Below are 19,164 nucleotides of genomic sequence, written 5' to 3' on the forward strand. Positions count from 1 at the left end.
CAGGAGGTTGGATAATGGAAAAAGAAGCATTTATGGATAAGCTTCTCTCGTTTATGAAGGAAGAGGCATACAAGCCTCTGACTGTTCAGGAACTTGAGGAGATGTTAAATATTACGGAAGCCGAGGAGTTTAAAGAGCTCGTCAAAGCGTTAGTCGCCTTGGAAGAAAAAGGGCTTATCGTACGGACGAGAAGCGACCGCTACGGCATTCCGGAGAAGATGAATTTAATAAAAGGAAAGATTTCAGCACATGCAAAAGGATTTGCCTTTTTACTGCCTGAGGATACGTCGTTAAGCGATGTGTTTATTCCGCCTAATGAGCTGAATACGGCAATGAACGGCGATATCGTCATGGTTCGTCTGAATTCACAGTCAAGCGGCTCCAGACAGGAAGGAACTGTCATCCGCATTTTAGAAAGAGCGATTCAGCGGGTTGTCGGTACGTATACAGAAACAAGAAACTTCGGCTTTGTCATTCCGGACGACAAAAAAATCACAAGCGACATCTTTATCCCGAAAAACGGGAAAAACGGTGCTGCGGAAGGACACAAGGTTGTTGTCAAGCTGACGAGCTATCCAGAAGGCCGCATGAACGCAGAGGGCGAGATTGAAACCATTCTCGGCCACAAAAATGATCCGGGGATTGATATTTTATCAGTCATTCATAAGCATGGCCTGCCGGGAGATTTTCCTGCTGATGCGATGGAACAGGCATCAAGTACGCCTGACACAATTGATGAAAAAGATCTGAAAGACCGCCGTGATCTCCGTGACCAGGTGATTGTCACCATTGATGGTGCGGACGCGAAGGATTTGGATGATGCAGTTACCGTGACGAAGCTTGATGACGGAAGCTACAAGCTTGGCGTTCACATTGCTGATGTCAGCCATTACGTAACCGAAAATTCGCCGATTGACAAAGAAGCGCTAGAAAGAGGGACGAGTGTGTATTTGGTTGACCGTGTCATCCCAATGATACCGCACAGACTGTCAAACGGCATTTGTTCCTTAAATCCAAAGGTTGACCGCCTGACGCTCTCTTGTGAAATGACAATTAACAGTCAGGGACAGGTGACAGAGCACGAGATCTTCCAAAGTGTCATCAAAACAACGGAAAGAATGACGTATTCAGATGTGAATCAAATTCTTGTTGAAGATGATGAAGAGCTGAAACAAAAATACGAGCCTCTTGTACCAATGTTCAAAGACATGGAGCGCCTGGCTCAAATTCTGCGCGATAAGCGGATGAACCGCGGCGCCGTTGATTTTGATTTCAAAGAAGCAAAGGTGCTTGTCGATGAAGAAGGGGCGGTTAAAGACGTTGTCATCAGAGAACGCTCTGTCGCCGAGAAGCTGATCGAAGAATTTATGCTTGTGGCGAACGAAACGGTAGCGGAGCATTTCCATTGGATGAACGTCCCGTTTATATACCGGATTCACGAAGAGCCGAATGCTGAAAAGCTGCAAAAGTTTTTAGAGTTCGTAACGACATTTGGCTATGTGGTGAAAGGAACGGCGGGAGATATTCATCCGCGCGCGCTGCAAAGCATTCTGGACGCTGTGCGTGACAGACCTGAAGAAACAGTGATATCTACTGTCATGCTCCGTTCGATGAAACAGGCGAAATACGACCCGCAAAGCTTAGGGCACTTCGGTCTGTCAACGGAATTCTATACGCATTTCACATCACCGATCCGCCGTTACCCGGACTTAATCGTCCACCGTCTGATCAGAACGTACTTAATCAACGGCAAAGTCGATGAAGCGACACAGGAAAAGTGGGCTGAACGCCTGCCGGATATCGCCGAGCATACATCAACGATGGAGCGCCGTGCAGTTGACGCCGAGCGTGAAACGGATGATCTGAAAAAAGCGGAATACATGCTTGATAAAATCGGTGAAGAGTTTGACGGCATGATCAGCTCTGTGACAAACTTCGGAATGTTTGTCGAGCTGCCAAATACAATCGAAGGCCTCGTTCACGTCAGCTTTATGACGGATGACTACTACCGCTTTGACGAACAGCATTTTGCGATGATCGGTGAGCGAACAGGCAATGTCTTCCGTATCGGGGATGAAATCACAGTCAAGGTCGTCGATGTCAACAAAGACGAGCGCAACATCGACTTTGAAATTGTCGGCATGAAGGGCTCTCCGCGGCGTCCGAGAGAACTGGACAGCAGCCGGAGCAGAAAACGCGGAAAGCCTGCCAGAAAACGCGTCCAAAGCACCAATACACCTGTTTCTCCAGCTCCGTCTGAGGAAAAAGGTGAGTGGTTTACAAAACCAAAGAAGAAAAAGAAAAAACGCGGCTTCCAAAATGCACCGAAACAGAAACGGAAAAAGAAGAAATAGCAGCTCAACCAGCAAATAGGGCCGCAGTGCTCTATTTGCTTTCTTTCGGAAACAGCTTTTCATTGTAGCGGTACGTGACATTTGGTAAAATAGAGCGTATCGCAAAAGGTGGACAGTTTTTCCTTAGAGAGAGGAGGTTCTGGCATGCCAAAAGGGTCAGGAAAAGTATTATCTCAAAATAAGAAAGCCAATCACGATTATTTTATAGAAGAAACCTATGAAACAGGCATCGTTCTCCAAGGAACTGAAATCAAGTCGATTCGTGCCGGCCGCGTAAACCTTAAGGATTCCTTCGCCAAAATCGAACGGGGAGAAGTGTTTCTCCACAATATGCACGTCAGCCCGTATGAGCAGGGAAACCGCTATAACCACGATCCGCTTCGGACGAGAAAGCTGTTAATGCACCGCAAGGAGATTAATAAGCTGATCGGGTTAACAAAGGAAAAAGGCTATTCTCTCGTTCCGCTGAAGCTGTATTTGAAAAACGGCTTTGCCAAAGTGCTTCTCGGCCTTGGAAAAGGGAAGAAGAACTATGACAAACGGGAAGACCTGAAGCGGAAGGACGCGAAGCGGGAAATCGAGAGAGCGTTCAGAGACAGTCAAAAGGGCTTCTAAAGGCATAGTGCTTGATTCAAAAATCAGGCCTGTGCTATACTGTGTTCACGAACAGATCATAACGCTGCTTATTTGAAGGATTTTACAATTGAAAAGCGCCGTGATCATGTTATAATAAGACTATAGCCAGTTTGAGTGAGAGCTTGATATTTTCTCCCGTATTTCCCTTATAACAAGGGGACGTTACGGATTCGACAGGGATGGATCGAGCTTGAGCTGCGAGCCGAGAGGCGATCTCGTAAACACGCATCTAAATATAACTGGCAAAACTAACAGTTTTAACCAAAACGTAGCATTAGCTGCCTAATAAGCGCAGCGAGCTCTTCCTGACATTGCCTATGTGTCTGTGAAGAGCACATCCAAGTAGGCTACGCTTGCGTTCCCGTCTGAGAACGTAAGAAGAGATGAACAGACTAGCTCTCGGAAGGCCCGCCCGCAGGCAAGAAGATGAGTGAAACTACAAATATGCAGGCTACGCTCGTAGACGCTTAAGTAATCGATGTTTCTGGACGTGGGTTCGACTCCCACCGTCTCCATACATACTTTGAAACCGCAGTGCTATCAAGGCTTCTAAAGCTTTCGAGGGCACTGCGGTTTTTTCGTACAGTCAGTCAATCTTACTTGTCGCTATGCTAAAAGGAACCCAAAACCCTATAATCTGATGTAATCGGCGCTGTCCTTTCAGCGCTTTTTTTGTGTCTTTTATTGCTCCATCGCCTGTTTCGGCTGATCCAGCTACAGTCCCGGTTATCATAGATTTAGGAAGTTAACCAACACTCATGGAGGTGTTTCTATTTTGCCTCTAAGGAGTTGATTAAAAGAAAGGGTTTAGCGAGGTTTTTGGGGTGAGATATCCTGATTTAATGCTGATGACCAACATTTTGACAGCCTAATCGGTGTGATTAAGGCATTGAAATTTAAAAAGGTGCGGAGCCGGAGAGCATGGTTTGGTTACTTCCGAAAACAGCAAATGCAGTCAAGCGTTCCAGCTAATGCACGGGCTATCTTCAAAAGGTATCTATGGGGCGAACATAAAAAGCAAAACATGAATCTTTATTGGTATAAGCTTTCTTGTGTCTCTATATATGCACTTTATAGCAAAATGAGAATAAAATAAAAAGGGGTCCAATACCCCTTTTTACTTCTAATATAGTCGCAAACTGCCGTTCCAAGTTTGTCCGATTTTAGCCCCAATCGTAAACCCTTTAATGTCAACACCGAGAACCATTGCCCCTACAACTTTAATTTTTGCAGTGTCTTTAGTTGTTTTAGTTGTAGTGATATTATAACTTTTTCCTGTCTGTTTCCACCAAGCTACGTTAAGTCCAGTAACATAAGAGTTAATACCTGACACTTCAGTGAACTGAGGCTTACTATTTACAAATTTGTATTTATAATTAAACGCGATATTTTTCCAGCAAGCCATCCCTGTCATACCCCAGCCTGTAAAAGGCGCCCACCAATTGATAACATGTGAATCATTTATTTGTGGTTTTATTAGGGGAGTACCTTCACTAACATTAATAGTCTCTTCAAACTCTTGTGGTTGTTGAGCATTTTTAATAAACTCTTCAAAATCCTGAACTGAATCAAACTTCAAAAAATCCTTTTTAGATAAACTTGAAAATTCTTCGCTTGAGACATCCACTAATTCAAAACCAAGGTCCTTTTGTAATTCTTCCACTTGGTTCCTTGTTTCAGCAATCTCTTTTGTTGTGGATTCTGCGTTGGCTGAAGCAAAAGGAACAAAAGCCAAGCCAAGGGCAATGACTAAGACTAAAATCCTTTTCATACTTTCAACCTCCATTTAATTTAGTTCTTACAAACCAATTAAAACATATAAAAGTCCCGAAATCCATAAAAAACCAAAATATTTATATTTTTCAATAAATTTATTTATTTGGATATGTTATAATTGCCGGGTAACATATAAGGGGAAGGGAGTGATTGCATGAAAAACCGATTAAAAAAATACAAGTTAGGTTTGATAAGCTTTCTGGTTCCACTTATTTCGATTTTTGTAATACCCTATGAGAAGGTTTCAGAATTGGGGTATGCTCTCGGTTTCCCTATTCAATTTGTGATTTATCGTAGCTATGATGGGTTTGTAGGAAATAGGTTTTTGTTATTTACTCCAACAGAATTCATAAAGACAGAGTTTAATGTTGTTAATTATTTAATCGCCGTTCTGATGGTTTATGTATTACTAAGGACCATCAAGAAAGTTATAACAGGGTTGAAAGCAACAAAACACAATCCTATTGAGGAAAGATAAAAATATTATCCTCATCAAAATAAGCCCAACTCATATGAGAAGGGCTTTTTAAAATAATCCATATTTTTTTTGTCCCATGAAAGAGCGCCTTTGCGGGTCAAGTTTTTTGTGGCCTCTCGTATTTCCTGTTCGCTTTTTCCCGTCTTTCTTATTAGTTCTGGCAAAGTCGGGTTCTTTCCGTATAAACTCATGTTTGCAATGATCTGATATAACTTTCGCTCAAAGTCTGTCAACCTCATTTGTATTCCCTGGCTTCTTACTCACGTCCCATACCAACAGGCGGATCACACCGCATCCCGATGGCTGGATCATAATATGTACCTACTGGCGGATCAAGTTTTTTATTCTTCATTTGTTTTGGCTCCCATCATAAATAAAATGACAGTAACTTTAATTCAATTATATCTGAGAGAAAGGATTTCCGTGGCAACATTTTGGCAACAAATTCATAAAAAAATAGTTTTATTCGACCAAAATAACAAAATGAATGCAATGAAAATCCTTATTTATCAACGTTTTTCCACCATTTTAAAAATATATAAATGTAGTATAATAGACTCCCACCGTCTCCATACATACTGACAATAAAGCAGAACCTCTTAAGGGGTTATGCTTTATTTTTTTCTCCAAATTACAGCACAAAAATTATTTCAATCCAAGTTGTTTCATACTGATTGCAGAGCAGATGTTTCACCAATCAGATTTCTGTCAATAAATAAGAGGGAATCAAAACGGAGGGATGTAGAATGAAGCTGAATGTACAAGGAAAAACCGCACTGGTGACCGGTTCGACATCGGGGATCGGGAAAGCCATTGCCTCTTCGTTAGCTGAAGAAGGTGCGGCAGTGATCATTAACGGACGCCGGGAAAAGAAAGTGAATCAGACGATAGATGAATTGAAAACACAGCATTCTGAAGCGGTCCTTTATCCGGCCGCATATGATTTGGGAACAGAGGAAGGATGCAATGACCTGTTTCAGGCATACCCAGAGGTTGATATTTTGGTTAACAATTTAGGGATTTTTGAACCGGCGGAGTACTTTGATATCCCTGATGATGAGTGGTTTCGTTTTTTTGAAGTGAACATTATGAGCGGAGTAAGGCTGACACGCAAGTATTTGCACAACATGATAGAGAAAAAAGAAGTGCGTGTGATTTTTCATTGCCAGTGAAGCGGCGATTATGCCGTCACAGGAAATGGCCCATTACAGTGCAACAAAAACGATGCAGCTGTCCATTTCCCGCAGTTTGGCGGAGCTGGCAACCGGCACGAATGTCACAGTCAACACCGTCATGCCGGGCTCTACCTTAACAGAGGGTGTGGAAACCATGCTGAATTCGCTGTATCCTGGTGAAAACCTGACAGTTCAAGAAGCTGAGGCACGTTTTATAAAAGAAAACCGGCCGACATCCATCATTCAAAGACTGATCCGACCGGAAGAAATCGCCCACTTCGTTACATTTTTAAGCAGTCCGCTTTCCTCTGCGAGCAATGGCGCGGCACTTCGGGCAGACGGCGGTTTGGTCCGCCAGTGTCTTTTAACTTCTCCCATTAGGGAGAGGTTTTTTATGTCACTATTTTTGTAAAGAAACCTTTGTTTTCAGAAAAGTGAAACGATATAATATATAATATATTGCATATTACCTGTCAGGAGGATATACGTTGGCGACTCAAAAACAACGGATGTACGGATTTTTTATGGTCATTGTTGGAGCTGCTTTTTGGGGATTATCGGGAACTGTTGCCCAGCATTTGTTTGAAACAAGTGATGTGTCGGTAGAGTGGCTTGTCACCGTGCGTTTGCTTTTATCTGGCTTGCTTTTGCTGATGATCATATCTGCCGGTAAAAACAGACGTGCTGTGTGGGAGATATGGAAAGATCAAAAATCGGCTATCCAGCTGATTGTTTTCGGGATTGTCGGCATGCTGGGCGTTCAGTATACATTTTTAGCTTCAATCGGAACTGGAAATGCAGCTGTAGCTACGCTTCTTCAGTACTTGGCACCCGTTATGATTGTGCTGTTTATGCTTGTGACACGGAAGAATTCCTTTCAGTCTGCAGATATTTGCGCACTTGTGCTGGCTATGGGAGGCACTTTTTTATTGCTGACCAATGGAAGTATTAATAATTTAACCGTCTCGCCTTTGTCTGTCATATGGGGCTTGCTTTCTGCTGCGGCTCTTGCCTTTTATACGCTGTACTCCAGTTCTCTCTTGAAAAAATGGGGATCTGCTCTCGTCATTGGCTGGGGAATGCTGATCGGAGGCATTGGCATGGGCTTTATCCATCCCCCATGGGACGTTGATGTACAGGGATGGACGATTTCTGAGAACGTATCAGTCGGTTTTATTGTCATTTTCGGAACGCTATTGGGTTTTTATATGTATTTGACAAGCTTGAAATACTTATTTCCGCAAGAAGCGAGCATGCTTGGGTGCTCTGAGCCAGTTGCGGCAGTGGCATCCTCCATTCTGTGGCTCGGTGTGTCCTTTGGATTATATCAAGCGGCAGGAGCAGCATGTATTTTGGTAATGATTTTTGTTTTATCGCAAAAGAAGAGTGCCGGCAAATCGGCGGCGTTAAAAAAACAAACCAATATTCAGAGGTGATGCTTTTATGCCAATCCCGTCAAATACCCCGAAGCCTGTCAGGCAGACAGCTAAAACGATTGCATTGGAACAAATTCAAAAATGGATCGTGGAAGGCATTCTTGCTCCTGGAGAAAAAATCAATGACGACGAGTTAGCGAAAGCGCTTGGCGTCAGCAGAACGCCAGTCAGAGAAGCTCTGCAATTATTGGCAGTACAAGGCTTTGTTGAAATGTCACCGGGGAAAGAAACAAGAATTTCACAAATTGAAAAAAACGATGTTTTCAAGGTTTATCCGCCAATGGCGGCTCTGCAATCCACCGCTGCCGAACTGGCTATTGAAAACATTCAGTCATCCCACTTGGAGGAGATGGCGGCGATCAATCAGCAAATGAAGGCTGCTATTGACCGAAATGAAATCTATGAAGTGCTTGGGCTTGATAAAACGTTTCATGATGTCATGATTGATGCGGCCGATAATGAATATATCCGCAATTTCACATCTGTTCTTCATATGCATATTCTTCGGCTTGAATATCTTTTTTTCAAATCGCCGCAAAATTCGATTGAAGAGCATGAACAAATCATTCAGGCATGTAAGGAGAAGGATCGAAAAAAAGCGGCCGAGCTGACGTACAGCAACTGGATTAAGCCAATTCAGGATATTGCGAATAAATTGATGTAAGACAGGCAGAGACGGTACGGTCTCTGCCTGTCTTATACGTTATTGGGACATACTATAGCGGATAAACGGGAAGAGTTCTACATATTCATTGAAGAGGATTTTGTCATATGAACAAGACTACTGAAAACAATCAAAGAAGCATGCCAAGCATTGTGAAAGATGCCTTTCGCATTCATGCACATCCTTTTCCATGGAGAAAGGCAATCGGATCAGGCATCGCATCGGGGTTTCCTGTGCTGATCGGCGTATTGGCGGGGCACATGGATTACGGCTTAACTGCAAGCATCGGTGGCTTTGTTTATTTATATGCGGGCGGTGAATCGTATAAAAAGCGCGCTTTGAAGCTGCTCTTGGTTTCCATTGGGATTGCCCTTTCTTTTGGATTAGGCACACTTTTGTCCGGTACGGTTTGGGGGATGGCAGCTGTCCTGGGGCTAATCGGCGCAACGGCGATGTTTATTTTTAGCGCGCTCGGTATACAAGGCCCTGCGCCAATGTTTTTTGTTCTTGCTTTTTTAGTCAGCTCCGGGCTGCCGGCCGATCCTTCACAAGCGCTGTTCAGAGCGGGATTGACGTTTCTCGGCGGCATTTTCGCCATGGGCATCGCTTTAATCGGGTGGTTATGGAAAAAACATGGACCGGAGGAGGCTGTTCTGCAAAAAACATATCATCAGCTGGCAGCATGTCTTTCGGCGGTCGGGACGTCAGGCTTTCATAACGCGCAGCATCAGACGGTGCTCATGCTCAGAACAGCTCGTCAAACGGTTCTCGGCAAGGGGAACAGGAAGAAAAAATCGCAGCATGATGAACGTTTTTTCCGTCTGCTCGAAAAAGCTGACGACATATTCCTTACTATTATTCATTTTTCAGCTGAAACGCCAGACGGAGAGAAGGCACAGATTGAAAGGGCACTCCGCCAAACCGGAGATATGCTTGGGCATGCCCGTGTTTCCAGTGCATTTCATATTAACAAGAATGAATCAGAGCCAAGCCGGAAGCTGTTTGGAGAAATCAATGATGCTTTGCATATCGCTTTAGGGCGGTTTGATAAGCAGCTGGACGAGGAACCGAGCCGCCTGCCAGCCTCTTTCTACTTTCTGAGAAATGCCTTTGACTGGCAGTCTCCCGTCTTGATACGGTCGTTAAAGTACGGGATTGTGCTGTTTGCCGCCGATATGTTTGCCCTCACTTTCGGTTTTGCACGCTCCTATTGGATTCCGCTTTCGGCAGCAGCGGTCATGCTTGGCACTACTGTTGTCTTTACGCTTCACAGGGCCATTCAGCGTTCGGCCGGAACTGTGATCGGTGTGGGGCTGGCAGGCGCAATCCTGTTTGTTAAACCAGGCGGTGTTTATATTGCGTTATGTATTGCAGCGCTGCAATGTCTTCTTGAGATGCTGATTGTCCGCAATTATGCGCTGGCCGTTCCTTTTTTGACCGCAAATGCGCTTGTCATCACAGAAAGCATGCATGGCGGCGCGGACGTCGGTTATTTTATGATAGCGAGGTTGACGGATGTAGCTGTCGGCAGTGTGATCGGCCTATTGGGAACGATGCTCTTGTGGAGGCGGTTTTCAACGAAGCGGCTGCCTGAACTGATGCGAGACGTGATCCGGACGGAAGGGCAGTTTATGGAGAAGCTGTTAACCGGGCAGAAAGCAGACGAACACCGGTTAAGGGTGAGCCTGGTCAGGCTTCGGGATGCGTATGACAAAGCGCTTGGGGAATTTCCCAATACTCATGCGGATGCGCTTTGGCCTGCCATTTCCGGTGCTCAGCACTTAGGGTATTATTTGCTCTCGGCCCAAGCCCATCATCGACCGCCTGCTCTGTTTTCTGAAGAAGAGATGAAGCAGCTAAGGGCATTTTTTGAACAGGCTGAGCAATCCGCTTTGAGGAAAAGGATGCCGGCGAACATACAAGTACCGAATGTTCCTTACTACCCGAGGATCAGCAAAGAGCTCTCCGCATTGTATTCCGGCTTGCGGACAGCTTTTGAAAAGTGAACAGTTTGGAAGAGTTAAATAATCTTTAATCCGAGATATTTTACTTGAAAGTAATTTTTATTGTCTCTATAATAAACCGTAAGAGAGAAAGAATATTGGCAGTGCATCTGTATGATAATAATTGATGTGTGATTTTTAAAAACGAAAGGACTGGTTAAAATGGCAAAAGTATTGTATATCACTGCTCACCCGCATGATGAAGCAACTTCTTACAGTATGGCAACAGGTAAAGCATTCATCGAGTCTTACAAAGAAGCAAATCCTAACGATGAAGTTGTACATATCGATTTGTACAAAGAAAACATCCCGCACATTGACGCGGATGTTTTCAGCGGCTGGGGCAAGCTTCAATCAGGCACAGGCTTTGAAGAGCTTTCTGAAAGCGAAAAAGCAAAAGTGAGCCGTCTGGGAGAGCTTAGCGACCAATTTGCATCTGCTGATAAGTACGTATTCGTTACTCCATTATGGAACTTCTCATTCCCGCCAGTAATGAAAGCGTATCTTGATTCTGTTGCAGTTGCAGGAAAATCATTCAAATACACTGAACAAGGCCCTGTCGGATTGTTAACTGATAAAAAAGCGGTTCATATCCAAGCACGAGGCGGCTACTATTCAGAGGGTCCTGCGGCTGAAATGGAAATGGGCCACCGCTACATCGGCATCATGATGAACTTCTTCGGTGTACCTTCCTTCGATGGCATTTTCGTAGAGGGTCATAATGCGGAGCCTGATAAAGCACAGCAAATTAAAGAAGAAGCGATTGCACGTGCGAAAGAAGCAGGAAAAACATTTTAATGAAAAAGCCTCCCCTGAGACATGGGGAGGCTTTAATTTATTGCTCCAGCATAATGGTGCGTTTCTCTTCACTGCTTTTCATCGCGGCTTCAATGATGCGGATGACATCGATGCCTTCCTCAGCGGTGACTGGCAGCGCTGCGCCTTCCCGTAGGCTTTCCGCTATTTTGCGGTAATAGGTAAGGTAGGAGCCATTTACTGATGGGATGGTTTCGGTTTTTTTGTTCGTCCCATGAACGGTTGTCAGCTGTCCGTAATACTCTGGGTCATCTGCACCCCAGCTGTCATCCTCCGGTTTTTTTCCCGCTCTGAGTGCGTCTTCCTGTCCGTCGATTCCGTATTTTACAAAGCTGGAATGCTGTCCATGGATTTGATAACGCGGGCCGTTTGCCGGAACGATCGAACCTCCGTATAGAATGGCTTGGAGTTTGCCGTAATCTAGCGTCAAGTGGAAATAGTCCACCGTTTCCGCATTTTCACGCTGGGCCATCACGTTTGCAGTCACGGCTTTAGGCATCCCGAACAAATGGAGGGCTTGGTCTATGATGTGGGAGCCGAGATCATACAGCGTACCAGTGGCAGCGCCTTCTTTTTCACGCCACCGTGCTTGAACCTCAGGTCTGTAGCGGTCATAGGAGACTTGATATGTATTGATACCTTCAAGCGATCCGTCAGCGATCAGCTTTTTAATTGTTAAAAAGTCGTTATCCCAGCGTCGGTTATGATATACGCTTAACAATACACCTTTTTCATCAGCAGCCTTCTTTAATTTCTCCCCCTCTTCGGCCGTCGCTGTCATCGGTTTTTCCATTACAACATGTTTTCCGGCCTGAATGCATGCCATAGCATGTTCATAATGAAGGCCGCTTGGGGTGGTGACAATGACAAGCTCAATGGCTGGGTCAGTTGTTATTTCCTCAAGCTCATGCACAACTTCAGCATTCGGAAAATCCCGTTTCACTTCTTCTGTCCGCGATGTCATGACCTTACTGATGTGATACTCATCCAGAACAGCAAGCAGCGGTGCGTGAAAAACAGAACCAGAAAGTCCGTATCCTAATATCCCAACCTTTATTGTATCCACTTTTCTTCTCCCCTTTAAAAGCGTTTTCACAAGAAGTGTATACCCTCCTGAACAAATGGTAAAACCTAACTGATTTATTTTTGCCGCGGCATGCTTAGACAACAGTTTGGACAATCAGTATAATGGGAATTAATATAAGGAACAGAGGTGTACGCATGGAGAAGCATAACGAACATAAAGCATTAAACCATAAAAGCTCGAAAGAAAAGGATCAAATCACAAACCGGCTAAAGCGGATAGAGGGCCAAGTCAGAGGGATTCAAAATATGGTGGAACATGATAGATATTGTGTAGATATTCTTGTGCAGATTTCAGCTGTTCAGGCGGCAATGAAAAACGTGGCGCTTCAATTGCTTGAGGATCATGCCCATCATTGTGTAACAGATGCCATCAAAAGCGGAGACGGAGAACAGGCCATTTCTGAGCTTTTGGACGTATTTAAAAAGTTCACAAAATCATAAAGTCTTTTTTCATTGTAATACCCTACGGGGGTATGGTAGGATGAAAACAGAAAGAACAAACAGGAGGAATTCATATGGAACAAAAAACATTGCAAGTTGAAGGAATGTCTTGTCAGCACTGCGTTAAAGCAGTGGAATCAAGCGTAGGAGAACTGGACGGCGTCAATGCTGTCCATGTCAATCTGGAAGCAGGAAAAGTCGATGTTTCGTTTGATGCTGACAAAGTATCAGTCAAAGATATTGCGGATGCGATAGAAGATCAGGGCTATGATGTAGCCGAATGATTCAAGGTATCGCGCCTTTATGGAGGGCGCGATATTTCTTTCATTTTTATATACCCCCCAGGTGTATATAAAGGAGTGAGTATGTTGAGTGAACAAAAGGAAATCGCGATGCGGGTATCTGGGATGACCTGTGCGGCATGTGCATCCAGAATTGAAAAAGGACTCAAGCGGATGCCGGGTGTCACAGATGCCAATGTCAATCTGGCAACTGAAACGTCTAATGTCACCTTCAATCCTGCGGAAACGGGGGCTGCAGCGATTCAGGAGAAAATTGAAAAGCTGGGCTATCACGTCATAACAGAAAAAGCTGAATTCGATATTGAAGGCATGACCTGTGCGGCCTGCGCCAATCGGATTGAAAAGCGGCTTAACAAGATAGAAGGCGTCACAAATGCTCCTGTAAACTTCGCTCTAGAAAACGTTACAATCGAGTACAATTCAAAAGAAACGTCTGTCACCGATTTGAAAGAAGCGGTAGAGAAGCTGGGATATAAGCTTCAGCCCAAGGGCGGTGAGGAGCGTGAAGCGGCAGCTTCTAAAAAGAAAGAAGAAAGGAAGCAAACGGCGAGGCTGATCTTTTCAGCGGTTCTGTCATTCCCATTGCTTTGGGCGATGGTGAGCCATTTTACGTTTACATCGTTCATTTGGGTGCCGGATATTTTCCTCAATCCGTGGATGCAGTTTGCGTTGGCGACACCAGTCCAGTTTCTGATCGGCTGGCCGTTTTATGCGGGGGCGTATAAGGCGCTCAGAAATAAGAGCGCCAATATGGATGTACTGGTCGCGCTCGGAACGTCGGCTGCTTACGCTTACAGCCTTTATCTTACGATTCGAAGCGTCGGTTCCCATGGGCATACAGACGGTCTTTACTATGAAACAAGCGCAATTTTGCTGACGTTGATTTTATTAGGCAAGCTGTTTGAAACAAAAGCAAAGGGCCGTTCTTCGGATGCCATTAAAAAGTTGATGAAGCTTCAAGCGAAAACAGCGACTGTCGTAAGAGAAGGACAGGAGAAAATCATTCCAATAGATGAAGTGCTTGTCAATGATATTGTTTACGTCAAACCGGGCGAACGAATTCCTGTCGACGGAGAAGTAGTTGAAGGCCGCTCGGCAGTAGATGAATCGATGATTACAGGTGAAAGTCTTCCTGTTGACAAAAATCCAGGTGACAGCGTGACAGGTGCAACCGTCAACTCAAACGGCTTCCTGAAAATCAAAGCTGTCAACGTCGGAAAGGATACGGCACTTTCTCATATCATCAAAATTGTCGAGGAAGCACAAGGATCAAAAGCGCCGATCCAGCGTCTCGCTGATCAGATTTCCGGTATGTTTGTACCCATCGTATTGGGGATTGCCGTTCTCACTTTCCTCATTTGGTATCTTTGGGCGGCTCCCGGCGATTTTTCCGAAGCGATCAGTAAGTTGATTGCCGTTCTCGTCATTGCCTGCCCGTGCGCCTTGGGCCTTGCCACTCCGACGAGCATTATGGCTGGATCTGGGCGCGCTGCTGAATGTGGGATTCTCTTTAAGGGCGGCGAGCATTTAGAAAAAACACATCGTCTCGATACGATTGTTCTCGATAAAACCGGAACTGTAACAAACGGGAAGCCGCGACTGACAGATGCCATTCCGTTCGGCCGTACTGAAGAAACTGATCTGCTTCAATTTGCGGCGGCAGCTGAAATGGGATCGGAGCACCCGCTCGGTGAAGCGATCGTAGCAGGTGTGAAAGAAAAAGGGCTTGAGATACCGAAGCTGACCCGCTTTGAAGCAAAAATTGGCTCAGGCATTTTGGCTGAAGCCGGAGGAAAAACCATTCTCGTCGGCACAAGAAAGTTAATGGAGAGCGAACAGGTTGAGCATGGAGCCCTTCTTGCCCAAATGGAAGAACTAGAGGCAGAAGGGAAAACAGTTATGCTTGTATCCATTGATGGTGAAGCCGCGGGCCTTGTAGCGGTTGCCGATACGATAAAAGACACGTCACGGGCGGCAGTAGCCCGTCTGAAAAAGTTGGGCCTGGATGTCATCATGATGACAGGAGACAACCGCAGAACCGCTGAAGCCATCGCCAGGGAAGCGGGGATTACGAGTGTCATAGCGGAAGTCCTTCCTGAACAAAAGGCAGCAGAAATTTCCCGCCTGCAAAAAGAAGGCCGGCAGACTGCCATGGTAGGCGATGGAATTAACGATGCGCCGGCGCTTGCCACAGCCGATATTGGCATGGCAATTGGAACAGGCACGGACATTGCTATGGAAGCTGCAGACATTACGCTTATTCGCGGCGACCTGAACAGCATTGCCGACGCCATTCGCATGAGCAGACTGACAATGAAAAACATTAAACAAAACTTATTCTGGGCGCTTGGCTATAACAGTCTCGGCATCCCCATCGCGGCGCTCGGATTTTTAGCGCCATGGATAGCGGGAGCAGCAATGGCGTTCAGTTCCGTTTCCGTTGTACTGAATGCGCTGCGTCTGCAGAAAGTAAAATAACAACCGGCTATATGCCGGTTTTTGTTTTACATTGACACTTTCTTGGAAAACGACATATAATAGATGTAATCATTATATGAGTATGTGCTCATATATAAGAATTCAATACCAACACTCATTGATACGCTTTGTAGAGGGAACCCTAAATCGGAAGGTAAGGTGAGACTAGTGAAACAGGAATACGTTCTGGACGGTTTGGATTGCAGCAATTGTGCTCAAAAAATCGAAAATGGAGTCAAAAGCATAAAAGGCATTGATGGATGCGCGGTAAACTTTGCGGCAAGCACCTTAACTGTCTCAGCCGATGGGAAAGAAGAGCAATGGGTCACCAATAAAGTAGAGAAAAAAGTAAAATCAATCGATCCGCATGTAAGAGTTCGTCAAAAGCATAAAAAGAAATCAGCTGATGACGGCTATCGTCATCGAATGATCAATATGCTGATCAGAATGGCGGCGGCTGTCATTATCGGGGCAGCAGCCTATTTGGTTCATTCCGGAACAATCGAATTTTTCCTTTTCCTCGCTGCCTATTTGATCATTGGCGGTGACATTATCATCCGTGCAGTTAAAAACATTGCCCGCGGTCAGGTGTTTGATGAGCATTTCTTAATGGCTCTTGCCACAATCGGCGCTTTTCTAATTCAGCAATACCCTGAAGGCGTCGCAGTTATGCTGTTTTACCAAATTGGTGAGCTTTTTCAAGGAGCTGCGGTCAGCCGGTCCAGAAAATCAATTACTGCGTTAATGGACATCCGGCCTGATTACGCCAATGTCAAAACAGAGAACGGCATCGAACTGGTTTCTCCGGAGGACGTACAGACAGGAGACATCATTGTGGTCAATCCGGGAGAAAGCATACCCCTTGACGGTAAGATCGTGCAGGGATCAGCGATGGTTGATACGTCTGCTTTGACAGGTGAGTCCGTTCCGAGAAAAGCTGCAGAAGGACAAGATGTGATGTCTGGCTTCATTAATCAAAACGGCGTTCTGCATATTGAAGTCACAAAGGGCTACCAGGAGTCCGCGGTATCAAAAATATTAGACTTGGTTCAGAATGCGAGCAGCCGTAAAGCCCGGACAGAAAACTTTATCACGAAGTTTGCCAAGTACTATACACCTGCTGTTGTGATTATCGCGGTATTGCTGGCCTTTGTCCCTCCGCTGGTTCTTCCTGGCGCCGCATTTTCAGATTGGGTGTACCGTGCGCTTATTTTCTTAGTGATTTCTTGTCCATGTGCGCTTGTTGTCTCTATTCCTCTCGGTTTCTTTGGCGGAATCGGAGCAGCCTCAAAGGCCGGAGTGCTTGTGAAGGGAAGCAATTATTTAGAAGCCTTGAATCAAGTCAAATACGCAGTGTTTGATAAAACAGGAACATTAACAAAAGGCAGCTTTGAAGTGACAGAAATCAAACCTGCTGAAGGATTTACAAAGGAAAGTTTACTTGAAGCGGCGGCATATGCTGAACTTCATTCCCAGCATCCGATTGCCGAATCTGTGCGTAAAGCTTACGGGAAATTGCTCTCCTCTGACGCGATAGAGTCATATGAGGAAATATCCGGCCATGGTATTTTTGCAAAAGCAGACGGAACAGAGATCCTTGCTGGAAATAAAAAGCTCATGGAAAGAGAACAGATTAAGGGTGTCCCGGTTTTAAATGCCGGAACAATCGTACACATTGCTGTTGATCAACGCTATGCCGGAGCAATCATCATAGCGGATGAAGTAAAAGAGGATGCAGCACAGGCGATTGCTGACCTGAAATCGTTTGGAATCAGACAGACAGTTATGCTGACAGGTGATTCGAAACAAACGGGAGAAGCCGTCGGAAAACAGCTTGGCATCGACGAGGTATATGCAGAGCTGCTGCCACAGGATAAAGTCGCGCGGGTCGAAGCATTAGAAGCCAAGCTTTCGCCAAATGAAAAACTCATTTTTGTTGGTGACGGCATCAATGATACGCCGGTGCTTGCGCGCGCAGATATCGGAGCGGCCATGGGCGGCCTTGGCTCAGACGCCGCGGTAGAAGCCGCAGACGTCGTACTGATGACAGATCAGCCGTCAAAAATAGCGGAAGCAATTCGGATTGCGAAACGGACACGCCGAATCGTGTGGCAAAACATTGGCTTTGCTTTAGGTGTGAAAGCGATCTTTCTTATTCTTGGAGCGTTTGGAATTGCAACCATGTGGGAAGCGGTTTTCTCTGATGTCGGCGTTACGCTGCTCGCTGTGGCAAACGCGATGCGCGTCATGCGTCTCAAAAACGGATGAATTGTCGGAGAGAATTCATTTTTTCGGGGTTTTCTTATAGGCACTTGTCTTGTTAAAATAAAGAAGTGGGTCTATTGCGATCCGCTTCTTTTTTTAATCTTAAAACGATGAGGTGTCGGAGTGAAAAAGAAACAGCAGTCTTCTGCGAAATTCGCGGTCATCCTTACGGTTGTGGTTGTTGTCTTACTAGCAGCCATTGTCATCATTAATAACAAAACAGAACAAGGCAATGAAGCGGTTTCCGGACAGCCGTCTATCAAAGGCCAGCCTGTGCTTGGCAAGGATGATGCACCGGTAACTGTAGTAGAATTCGGAGATTACAAATGTCCATCTTGCAAGGTGTTTAACAGTGACATCTTTCCAAAAATACAAAAAGACTTTATTGATAAGGGCGATGTGAAATTTTCATTCGTGAACGTCATGTTCCATGGAAAAGGTTCAAGATTAGCGGCTCTTGCATCAGAAGAAGTATGGAAAGAAGATCCTGATTCTTTCTGGGCATTCCATGAAAAGCTGTTCGAAAAACAGCCGGACACAGAACAGGAATGGGTGACCCCAGCTGTTCTCGGGGATCTAGCAAAAAACACCACAAAGATCAAACCGGAGACGCTCAAAGACAATCTTGATAAGGAAACATTCGCTTCTCAAGTGGAAAAGGATTCTGACCTTAATCAAAAAATGAACATAAAAGCAACACCGACGATTTACGTCAATGATAAAGTGATCAAAAATTTTGCGGATTATGATGAAATCAAAGAAACGATAGAAAAAGAGCTGAAAGGGAAGTAATCATATGAAAAATAGAATTGTATGTTTATATGCTTCCTGGGTTGTGGCTCTTATCGCTATGCTCGGCAGCTTGTATTTCAGCGAAATCAAAAAGTTCATTCCATGTGAACTGTGCTGGTACCAGCGTATCCTCATGTATCCGCTCGTCCTGATTTTAGGCATCGCCACCTTTCAAGGAGACACACGCGTAAAAAAATATGTGCTTCCGATGGCGATTATCGGAGCATTTATTTCGATCATGCACTACTTAGAGCAAAAAGTGCCCGGCTTTACGGGCATTAAGCCGTGTGTAAGCGGCGTACCATGCTCAGGCCAATACATTAACTGGTTCGGTTTTATGACCATTCCATTCCTGGCCCTGATTGCTTTTATCCTAATTATTATTTTTATGTGTCTGCTGAAAGGCTAAAAATCAGAATAACAAAAAAGCGCCCGCGTATGTGAAGTGACCCCCTAAAGTTA

General features: G+C 45.0%; 16 protein-coding genes, 1 other RNA gene and 1 pseudogene. 15 read left to right on the forward strand and 3 right to left on the reverse strand.

Annotated features, from left to right (window positions below):
- The first annotated feature begins 14 nt into the window (after positions 1-14).
- The 3 genes from rnr to ssrA all read left to right on the forward strand — a co-directional run bounded on the left by rnr (position 15) and on the right by ssrA (position 3,508).
- Positions 15-2,354 (forward strand): ribonuclease R, encoded by a 2,340-nt coding sequence (rnr, locus tag MOF34_RS14495; protein ID WP_268400623.1) that lies wholly within the window; start codon positions 15-17, stop codon positions 2,352-2,354.
- A 144-nt stretch (positions 2,355-2,498) separates the two neighbouring features.
- Positions 2,499-2,969, forward strand: a complete 471-nt coding sequence (gene smpB / locus MOF34_RS14500) for an SsrA-binding protein (protein ID WP_003220025.1) — start codon at positions 2,499-2,501, stop codon at positions 2,967-2,969.
- Between the two features lie 176 nt (positions 2,970-3,145).
- Positions 3,146-3,508, forward strand: a transfer-messenger RNA (tmRNA) gene (ssrA, locus tag MOF34_RS14505).
- Between the two features lie 605 nt (positions 3,509-4,113).
- Here the strand turns inward: ssrA and MOF34_RS14515 are convergent.
- On the reverse strand, positions 4,114-4,761 hold the full coding sequence (locus tag MOF34_RS14515) for a hypothetical protein (protein WP_268400624.1): 648 nt from the start codon (positions 4,759-4,761) through the stop codon (positions 4,114-4,116).
- Positions 4,762-4,920: 159 nt separating this feature from the next.
- On the opposite strand from MOF34_RS14515, the gene MOF34_RS14520 reads away from it, so the two are divergent.
- Positions 4,921-5,244: a hypothetical protein gene (locus MOF34_RS14520; protein WP_019715731.1), complete on the forward strand. Its 324-nt coding sequence runs from the start codon at positions 4,921-4,923 to the stop codon at positions 5,242-5,244.
- Positions 5,245-5,258: 14 nt separating this feature from the next.
- Here the strand turns inward: MOF34_RS14520 and MOF34_RS14525 are convergent, their stop codons facing one another.
- Positions 5,259-5,477, reverse strand: a complete 219-nt coding sequence (locus tag MOF34_RS14525) for a hypothetical protein (RefSeq protein ID WP_032728320.1) — start codon at positions 5,475-5,477, stop codon at positions 5,259-5,261.
- Between the two features lie 513 nt (positions 5,478-5,990).
- Here MOF34_RS14525 and MOF34_RS14530 point away from each other — a divergent pair.
- The 5 genes and pseudogenes from MOF34_RS14530 (at position 5,991) to azoRB (ending at position 11,320) form a co-directional block, all read left to right on the forward strand.
- A pseudogene (locus MOF34_RS14530) lies at positions 5,991-6,831 on the forward strand (SDR family NAD(P)-dependent oxidoreductase).
- Between the two features lie 76 nt (positions 6,832-6,907).
- Positions 6,908-7,855, forward strand: a complete 948-nt coding sequence (locus MOF34_RS14535) for a DMT family transporter (protein ID WP_268400625.1) — start codon at positions 6,908-6,910, stop codon at positions 7,853-7,855.
- A gap of 7 nt (positions 7,856-7,862) precedes the next feature.
- The gene (locus MOF34_RS14540) at positions 7,863-8,519 is read left to right on the forward strand and encodes a GntR family transcriptional regulator (protein WP_014115161.1); all 657 of its coding nucleotides are present in this window, start codon (positions 7,863-7,865) and stop codon (positions 8,517-8,519) included.
- Positions 8,520-8,626: 107 nt separating this feature from the next.
- The gene (locus MOF34_RS14545) at positions 8,627-10,525 is read left to right on the forward strand and encodes an FUSC family protein (RefSeq protein ID WP_268400626.1); all 1,899 of its coding nucleotides are present in this window, start codon (positions 8,627-8,629) and stop codon (positions 10,523-10,525) included.
- A gap of 159 nt (positions 10,526-10,684) precedes the next feature.
- Positions 10,685-11,320 (forward strand): FMN-dependent NADH-azoreductase AzoRB, encoded by a 636-nt coding sequence (azoRB, locus tag MOF34_RS14550; RefSeq protein ID WP_268400627.1) that lies wholly within the window; start codon positions 10,685-10,687, stop codon positions 11,318-11,320.
- Between the two features lie 37 nt (positions 11,321-11,357).
- Here the strand turns inward: azoRB and MOF34_RS14555 are convergent, their stop codons facing one another.
- Positions 11,358-12,434, reverse strand: coding sequence for an oxidoreductase (locus MOF34_RS14555; protein ID WP_268400628.1), 1,077 nt, complete (start codon positions 12,432-12,434; stop codon positions 11,358-11,360).
- A gap of 125 nt (positions 12,435-12,559) precedes the next feature.
- Between MOF34_RS14555 and csoR the strand changes: the two genes are divergently transcribed.
- From csoR to MOF34_RS14585, 6 genes are all read left to right on the forward strand, one after another.
- Entirely contained in the window at positions 12,560-12,865 is a 306-nt protein-coding gene (gene csoR / locus MOF34_RS14560) for a copper-sensing transcriptional repressor CsoR (RefSeq protein ID WP_268400629.1), read from the forward strand.
- 74 nt (positions 12,866-12,939) lie between these two features.
- Positions 12,940-13,149: a copper chaperone CopZ gene (gene copZ / locus MOF34_RS14565; RefSeq protein WP_003220010.1), complete on the forward strand. Its 210-nt coding sequence runs from the start codon at positions 12,940-12,942 to the stop codon at positions 13,147-13,149.
- Positions 13,150-13,233: 84 nt separating this feature from the next.
- A complete protein-coding gene (gene copA / locus MOF34_RS14570) occupies positions 13,234-15,645 on the forward strand; it encodes a copper-exporting P-type ATPase CopA (protein WP_268400630.1) in 2,412 nt (803 codons plus the stop codon).
- 159 nt (positions 15,646-15,804) lie between these two features.
- Positions 15,805-17,913, forward strand: coding sequence for a heavy metal translocating P-type ATPase (locus MOF34_RS14575; protein WP_268400631.1), 2,109 nt, complete (start codon positions 15,805-15,807; stop codon positions 17,911-17,913).
- 120 nt (positions 17,914-18,033) lie between these two features.
- Positions 18,034-18,702 (forward strand): disulfide bond formation protein BdbD, encoded by a 669-nt coding sequence (bdbD, locus tag MOF34_RS14580; protein WP_019715723.1) that lies wholly within the window; start codon positions 18,034-18,036, stop codon positions 18,700-18,702.
- A gap of 4 nt (positions 18,703-18,706) precedes the next feature.
- On the forward strand, positions 18,707-19,111 hold the full coding sequence (locus tag MOF34_RS14585) for a disulfide oxidoreductase (protein ID WP_268400632.1): 405 nt from the start codon (positions 18,707-18,709) through the stop codon (positions 19,109-19,111).
- Positions 19,112-19,164: the final 53 nt, after the last annotated feature.

It is taken from the genome of Bacillus sp. T17B1 (assembly GCF_026796395.1).
GTDB lineage: Bacteria > Bacillota > Bacilli > Bacillales > Bacillaceae > Bacillus > Bacillus spizizenii_A.